Here is a 7,489-nt window from a genome sequence, read left to right as displayed (position 1 = left end):
GCGGACTTCAACGCCTCTACGGCGTCAGCCCCCGACATCGGCTCGTCAGTGCTCACATCCATCGATACTGCTCCATTCACTAGGAGCCACAGCTACACAAACCATCTGACACGCCCACCGATGACGGCAATCCTGTTGGCGAGACCGAGACCGAGACTCCCGGCGCCCCGACAGGTGACCTCACCGCGCAGCGCCGTGCACTAGGGGGGAGAAACCGCCGCTGCTGCCGCAGCCGTGGTATCGCTACACATTGGCGGGCCTGAACGCCGCACTCGCTGCCGACCGCGGCGAGTACTGCCCCGCGAGCCCCGCGACGATACTTGGTGGCGTGGTCATTCCGGCGCCGGTTGCCGCTCAGGCCGCGATGCACGCCACGATTCGGCCGCTGATTCACCCGGGTCAGGCGCCTCAGGAACCTCGCTATCGGCCGTCGCGAAAGCTGGCCGAATTCATCCGGTGCCGGGATCTGACATGCAGATTTCCCGGATGTGCGAGACCGGCCACCATCGCCGACATCGACCACACCATCCCGTACCCGTCCGGGCCGACGTGTGCATCGAATCTCGCGTGCCTATGCCGAGAACACCACTTGCTCAAGACTTTCTGGCCGGGGTGGAGCAGCGTCCAGCATCCCGACGGCACCATCGTGTGGACCGACCCCGACGGCTGCACGGCCACGACCTATCCAGGGTGCCGGCGTCTCTTCCCTGGGCTCTGTGTGCCCACCGCCGAGGTCGTGCCCACCGGACGGCCCCGCAAGCACACCGAGGGACTGACGATGCCCAAGCGGCCGATCACCCGCGCCGAGGCGCGGCGCCAACGCATCGACGACGAACGCCGCCGCAATGAATCAGCCGTCGGTCAACCGGCGCCACCCGATTGGGCGGCGCGGCGATAGCCGCGGGCAGCCAGGGGTCCGAAGATGGCCAGCAGCACGATCATCCACGCCGCGGCGGCGAGCAGTGCGGGTCCCGCGGGATCACCGTCGGCCAGCGCCCGCATCGACTCCACGACGGGGGTCAACGGCTGGAATCTGATCAGCGGCTGGAGCCACGACGGGAACAGGTCCACGGGAGCGATGCCGCCTGTGCAGAACGACAGACCGATCGCGGAGCCGCCGAGCACCGTCAGCAGCGCCGTACTTTGCCGTGTGACGGCAACCGAGGCGACGATCGTCGCGAAGACAACCACCACCATCACCGGGATGAGCAGGAACGGCACAATGGCCAGCGGGCTGCCATCGAACCGCAATCCGAGCGCGACGCCCACCGCCACGATGATGACTCCAGCGCCCAGCGTTCGGAGGCCCTCTGCGGCAAGGGTTCCCGCCAGCAGGCTGTACCGCTGCACGGGCTGCACCCACAGCCGGCTGAGCAGGCCGCTTTCGCGTTCGGCGGGAATCCGGAACCCGGCCCCGATCGCACCCATCATGGCGCCCGCAACGGTGCACATCGGTACAAGCGCACTGAGGTTGTCGGCACCGGTGAGTCGCACCATCGACTTGCTGACCACCAGGTGGTATGTCAGCAGCAGCAGTGTCGGCAACAGCAGCGACTGCATCGGGATCACGGGATTCCGGCGCCAATGGGTCATCATGCGTTCGGCCAGGATGACCGTCGTTGTGGAGGGGCTCGTCCTCACCGCGCCCGCCTCTGCGCCCGCACCGCGACCGCACCGAAAACAACCAGCAAGCCGATGCACCAGGCCACCGTGACCGCGACCTCGCCGCCGGATGCGCGCCCGACGGTGAGATCCCGCAGCGTGTCGGTGATCTGGGAGACCGGTTGATGCGCGACGAAAGTTTGCACCCAGTCAGGGAAAGACTCGGTGGGCGCCAGGCACGTCGAGACGAGAATCAGGACGAGCTGGGGGACCAGCAGGAGTTGTCCCGCGCCCACCTTGCCGATCCGAGTCCCCATCGCGTCGGCGCCCAGCGACAGCGCCACCGTCAACACCAGCGGGACGAGGAGAAACCCTGCGGCGGCCGGCAATCCACCCGACATGCGGAATCCCAGCATGCACGCGGTCAGCACCGCCGCCGCCAGCGCCAGAATCCCACGCATCAGGCAATAGGCGATCCGGGCCGTCATCGGCGCGAACAACGAAATAGGTTGTGTACGAAGACGAATCGTGAAGCCCGACGCCTGTTCCCACGCTGCCCGGTCCGCGGTGGTCACGGCGCCGAGCAGCATGGCCTGCACGATGATGCCGGGCAGCAGATAGTCGGCGTAACTCATATCGCCCGTATCGATGACCTGGCGCAGCGCGAAGTTCAACCCGAGCAACGTCACCACCGGGGCGACCACGCCGAGCACGAGGTCGAAGTCGCGCAACGCGACCTGGACCATCCGTTCGGTCAGCGCGGCAAGAGCATTCACGGTGTGAGCGCCGCCGGGGTCAGGTTCAGGAATACCTCGTCGAGCGTGGGTCTGCGCAGCGTGATGTCGATGAGCTCGACCCCGAGTTGATCGGTCCTGCGCACGACCTCACTCAGCGTGCCGACGCCGTCGACCGCCCGCACCGAGACGGTGTTGGTGTTCGCGTCGGAGTCGACCTCGGCGATTTCCGCGAGGGCAGCCGACACGCGCGCCATGTCGGCGGGATGCACAAGCGTCACCTGGCAGTACGTCGCACCGGTCTGTGCCTTGAGTTCCTCCGCCGTGCCGCTGGCGACGATCCGCCCGGAATTGAGGATGACGATCGAATCGCTCAGTACGTCAGCCTCTTCGAGGTACTGCGTGGTCAGCAGCACGGTGACCCCGTCGGCGGCCAGCGACGACACCAGTTCCCACACCTGAAGCCGACTGCGGGGGTCAAGGCCGGTGGTCGGCTCGTCGAGGAACAGCACCCTTGGCGTCGCCACCAGCGCGATGGCGATGTCGACACGGCGCCGCATGCCGCCGGAATACGTCTGCACGGGCCGGTTCGCGGCGTGCCCGAGGTCGAACTGCTCGATCAGCTCATCGGCACGCTGTCGTGCCGCCTTGCGCCGCATGCCGCGCAACCGCGCGAACAGCGTCAGGTTCTCCCGGCCCGTCAGAAGCTCGTCGAGACAGGCGCTCTGGCCCGTCACACCGATACTGTCGCGGACGTCGTCGGCCTGACCGACGACGTCGTATCCGCCGACCAGCGCCCGCCCCGACGTCGGCGGAATCAGCGTCGACAGGATCTGCACCGTCGTCGTCTTCCCCGCACCGTTGTGGCCGAGCAGCGCGAGCACCGAACCCGTCGGCACCGTGAAGCTGACGTCCGTCAGGGCCGAGACCCCGCCGTCGTACGCCTTCGTCAGGCCGGTCACCTCGATCACCGGACCACCGTCCATTCGCTGCTGGCGGACCGGCGGAACGCGAACACGGACACGGAGTTCGAAAACCATTGCCACAGAAGGGTTCGCCAGCCGACGGCGTGGGCCCGGCGCCCCGTGTGGTACACCGTCAGCCTGCTTTCGAACCGTGTCCGCCCGATCTTGGACAGCCTGCGGAACAGGTCCATGTCCTCGGCGGCGGGCAGCCGCTCGTCGAAGCCCCCGACTGTGCGAAACGCTTCGGCATCGATCATCTGGAACTCGCCGCCCGAGCCGCCGATGCCGAGCACGTTGTTCTGGATGAGGAACTGCAGCCCCAGCATCGTGAACACGTATTTGTCTGCAGCAGTGGCGTTCTCCGGAGTCACCCGGTACTTGCCCGTCAGCGCTACCACGCGGTCGTCTGCCGCGAATGCTGCGTACGCGGTCGCGAAGAAGTGGTCGATGTCGGGGATGAGTACGTCGGCGTCGACGAACACCAGGTGGTCCCCGCGGGCCGCGGCAGCCCCGACATTGCGGGCCTCGGCGATCGTCTGTCGGCGCGGCTCACCGTGGACGATGACATGATCGGTGAACCTGCGGCAGATGTCGACGGTGCCGTCGGTGCTGTTGCCGTCCGACACGATGATCTCGTGCTCGCCGGTGTAGGCCGCAAGGCATTCGAGGGTCTGCTCGATCGTGCCCTCTTCGTCGAGGGTCGGGACGATGAAAGAGATCACGGTGGGTCAGGCGTCGAGGCGGGCGAGTGAGGCGCTCAGATATTGCTCTACGCACATCTGCCTGCGAATCTTGCCGCTCGTGGTGATCGGCAGCGAACCGCGCTGCACGAGTACGAGGTCGGTGACGGTGAGTCCGTGGGCGTTCGCGACCGCGGCCGTCACGTCACTGACGATGTCACGGTCGGTCTTGGCCTCCGCGACGACGACGAGTTGTTCGGTGCCGTCCTGGTCGACCGCGATCGCGGCGCTGCGGCCACCGGAGATCGCGCTGACGGTGGCCTCGATGTCGTCGGGGTAGTGGTTGCGTCCGCGGACGATCAGCAGATCCTTCAGGCGGCCGACGATGAACAGCTCTCCGTCGGAGAGGAAGCCGAGATCGCCTGTCCGAAGCCATGTTTGGCCAGTCTCGTCGTCGAGGACTCCGCCGAACGTGTGGGCCGATTCGTCGGGCTTGTTCCAGTATCCGAGGCAGATGTTGTCGCCGCGGGCCCAGATCTCGCCGATGGTGCCCGCGGCTACTTCACGCCGCGATTCCGGGTCGACGATGCGCACGTCGGGCGACGTGGGCGGGCCGTAGCTCACGAGCGGGGTGCCTGCCGTGCTGCGTTCGGCAACACCGTGGGAGAGCTTCTCGGAGTCGAACGCGACGACGGTGGGTGCCGCGCCCGGTAGCCGTGTCGCGACGTAGAGGGTGGCCTCGGCGAGCCCGTAGGACGGCCGAATCACGGTGTCGGGCAGGTTGTACGGAGCGAACCTCTTGGCGAACCGCTCGACGGTCGCCGGCTGAACCCGTTCGGCACCGCTCATGATCGCCAGCACGTTCCCGAGGTCGCGGCCGGCCATGTCGGCGTCGGACGTCCGTGCCGCGGTCAGATCGAACGCGAAGTTCGGGGCCGCCGTCAGGCCCCACTCGTGGGAGGCAAGCAACTGCATCCAGCGCGCAGGCTTGGTCAGAAACGCCACCGGGCTGGTGAACACCGTTTTCCAGCCACCCAGGATCGGGGTGCAGATTCCCAGCAGCAGACCCATGTCGTGATAGAAGGGCAGCCACGAGACCACGGTGGTTCCGGGCGGCGCGACCCTGCCGTGGTCGGCGAAGAAGTTCGCCGTCATCTGTTCGAAGTTGGCCGCCAGATTGCGGTGCGACACCATGACGCCGGCCGGCGTGCGCGTCGACCCGGAGGTGTACTGCAGGTAGGCCACGTCCGGGCGGTCCTCGCGCCTGCGCTGCAGGCGGCGGCGGGCAATCAGGTCCAGCCTGTCGGTCTCGACGATCGCCGGCCGGGCCGGATGATCGGCGACGGACCGTGCGACGTCGTTGACGAGGGCCGATGTGGTCAGAATCACGGTAGGTGTCGCGTCGTCGAGAACCGCGCGGATGCGCTCGTCGCCCGACGGATGCATCGGCGCTGCCAACGGCACCGCGATCAGGTTGGCCTCAAGGGCGCCGAGATAGCCGACGACGTAGTCCATTCCCTGCGGAGCAAGGATCAGTGCACGGTCACCGTGCGCGGCGATCTCCCTGAGATCGTCGGCGAGGTTGACCACCCGCCGGTGCAGCTCAGACCAGGTCAGGCTGTCCGGCACGCCCGCGGGGTCCACGTCGAAGTCGACGTAGGTGAACGCCGTGTCGTGGGGCTGCAAACTCGCGCGCTCCCGAAGGAGCGCCGGAATGGACGATTCGATCACTTCTGACTTTCACCACCTAATGTCCGGAAGAGCTTAGGCTAACCTCGCTAAAAATAGGCGCCCGCGTTATCGGTTGGCGTCGGGTGGGTGGTGCGCACTAGCCTTTGGGGGCCCAAACCCACCTTTTTCCCGGGAGCATCAGCGTGATCACCGCAACGGACCTCGAGGTCCGCGCTGGAGCGCGCACGCTGCTCGCGATCGACGGACCCGCGCTCCGGGTGCAGCCCGGCGACCGCATCGGGCTCGTCGGGCGCAACGGTGCGGGCAAGACGACCACGATGCGCATCCTGGCGGGGGAGGGCGAGCCCTACGCGGGAACGCTGACCCGCTCCGGTGAAATCGGTTATCTGCCACAGGATCCCAAAGAGGGAAACCTGGAGATGCTGGCCCGTGACCGCGTGTTGTCAGCCCGCGGCCTGGACGCCTTGCTGGCCGACCTGGAGAAGCAGCAGGCGCTCATGGCCGAGGTCGCCGACGATGCCGCCCGCGACAAGGCCATCCGCCGCTACGGCCAACTGGAGGAGCGCTTCGCCGCGCTGGGCGGCTACGCCGCCGAAAGCGAAGCCGGGCGGATCTGCGCCAGCCTCGGCTTGCCCGACCGCGTCCTGACCCAGCCGCTGCGCACGCTCTCCGGTGGTCAACGCCGCCGCGTCGAGCTCGCCCGGATCCTGTTCGCCGCATCCGAGGGCAGTGGCTCTGGGACGACGCTGCTGCTCGACGAGCCCACCAACCACCTCGACGCCGACTCGATCGGCTGGCTGCGCACCTTCCTGCAGAACCACACCGGCGGGCTCGTGGTGATCAGCCACGATGTCGACCTGCTCGCCGATGTGGTGAACCGGGTGTGGTTCCTCGACGCGGTCCGCGGCGAGGCCGACGTCTACAACATGGGCTGGCAGAAGTACCTCGACGCCCGCGCCACCGACGAGCAACGTCGGCGGCGCGAACGCGCCAACGCCGAGAAGAAGGCGGGTGCCCTGCGCGCGCAGGCCGCCAAGATGGGCGCCAAGGCAACGAAAGCCGTTGCCGCGCAGAACATGCTGCGCCGCGCCGAGCGGATGATCGCCGAACTTGACGCCGAGCGGGTGGCCGACAAGGTGGCGCGGATCAAGTTCCCGACGCCCGCCCCGTGCGGTAAGACACCGCTGATCGCCAAGGGGCTGACGAAGACATACGGTTCGCTGGAGATCTTCACCGGCCTGGATCTGGCCATCGACAAGGGCTCTCGTGTCGTCGTGCTCGGCCTCAACGGTGCGGGCAAGACCACGCTGCTGCGGCTGCTCGCCGGTGTCGAGACGCCGGACGCCGGCGGACTCGAACCGGGCTATGGGCTGCGGATCGGGTACTTCGCCCAGGAGCACGACACCCTCGACAACATGGCCTCGGTCTGGGAGAACATCCGCCACGCCGCGCCGGACACCGCCGAACAGGATCTGCGGGGTCTGCTGGGGGCATTCATGTTCTCCGGACCGCAGCTCGAGCAGCCGGCAGGCACGCTGTCCGGCGGCGAGAAGACCCGGCTGGCTCTGGCGGGTCTCGTCGCATCGACTGCCAACGTGTTGCTGCTCGACGAGCCCACCAACAACCTGGACCCGGCGTCGCGCGAACAGGTCCTCGACGCGTTGCGCAGCTACGAAGGATCGGTCGTGCTCGTCACCCACGATCCCGGAGCCGCGGAGGCGCTCGAACCGCAGCGGGTACTGCTGCTGCCTGACGGTACCGAGGATTTCTGGTCCGACGAATACCGAGACCTGATCGAACTCGCCTGACCCCATCG

General features: G+C 67.4%; 7 protein-coding genes. 2 read left to right on the top strand and 5 right to left on the bottom strand.

Annotation, left to right across the window (positions count from 1 at the left end):
- Positions 1–250 precede the first annotated feature (250 nt).
- A complete protein-coding gene (locus P9A17_RS30285; RefSeq protein WP_347403867.1) occupies positions 251–898 on the top strand; it encodes a DUF222 domain-containing protein in 648 nt (215 codons plus the stop codon).
- On the opposite strand, the gene P9A17_RS30280 is transcribed toward P9A17_RS30285, so the two are convergent.
- Genes P9A17_RS30280 through P9A17_RS30260 form a run of 5 tightly spaced genes read right to left on the bottom strand, consistent with a single transcriptional unit; the run spans position 862 to position 5,712 of the window.
- Positions 862–1,641 (bottom strand): ABC transporter permease, encoded by a 780-nt coding sequence (locus tag P9A17_RS30280; RefSeq protein WP_278042477.1) that lies wholly within the window; start codon positions 1,639–1,641, stop codon positions 862–864. The two genes, P9A17_RS30285 and P9A17_RS30280, sit on opposite strands and share 37 nt — an antisense overlap.
- Positions 1,638–2,378 (bottom strand): ABC transporter permease, encoded by a 741-nt coding sequence (locus P9A17_RS30275; protein WP_278042476.1) that lies wholly within the window; start codon positions 2,376–2,378, stop codon positions 1,638–1,640. The genes P9A17_RS30280 and P9A17_RS30275 overlap by 4 nt, the downstream gene beginning before the upstream one ends.
- Positions 2,375–3,307, bottom strand: a complete 933-nt coding sequence (locus tag P9A17_RS30270) for an ATP-binding cassette domain-containing protein (RefSeq protein WP_278042475.1) — start codon at positions 3,305–3,307, stop codon at positions 2,375–2,377. Before P9A17_RS30270 ends, P9A17_RS30275 begins: the two co-directional genes overlap by 4 nt.
- A complete protein-coding gene (locus P9A17_RS30265) occupies positions 3,304–4,023 on the bottom strand; it encodes a glycosyltransferase (protein ID WP_278042474.1) in 720 nt (239 codons plus the stop codon). The genes P9A17_RS30270 and P9A17_RS30265 overlap by 4 nt, the downstream gene beginning before the upstream one ends.
- Before the next feature lie 6 nt (positions 4,024–4,029).
- A complete protein-coding gene (locus tag P9A17_RS30260; protein ID WP_278042473.1) occupies positions 4,030–5,712 on the bottom strand; it encodes an AMP-binding protein in 1,683 nt (560 codons plus the stop codon).
- Between the two features lie 143 nt (positions 5,713–5,855).
- On the opposite strand from P9A17_RS30260, the gene P9A17_RS30255 reads away from it, so the two are divergent.
- The gene (locus P9A17_RS30255; protein WP_278042472.1) at positions 5,856–7,481 is read left to right on the top strand and encodes an ABC-F family ATP-binding cassette domain-containing protein; all 1,626 of its coding nucleotides are present in this window, start codon (positions 5,856–5,858) and stop codon (positions 7,479–7,481) included.
- The last annotated feature ends 8 nt before the right edge of the window (positions 7,482–7,489 follow it).

The sequence above is a fragment of the Mycobacterium sp. 236(2023) genome (assembly GCF_029623955.1).
Lineage (GTDB): Bacteria > Actinomycetota > Actinomycetes > Mycobacteriales > Mycobacteriaceae > Mycobacterium.
This window is presented reverse-complemented; position numbering and strand designations above follow the sequence as displayed.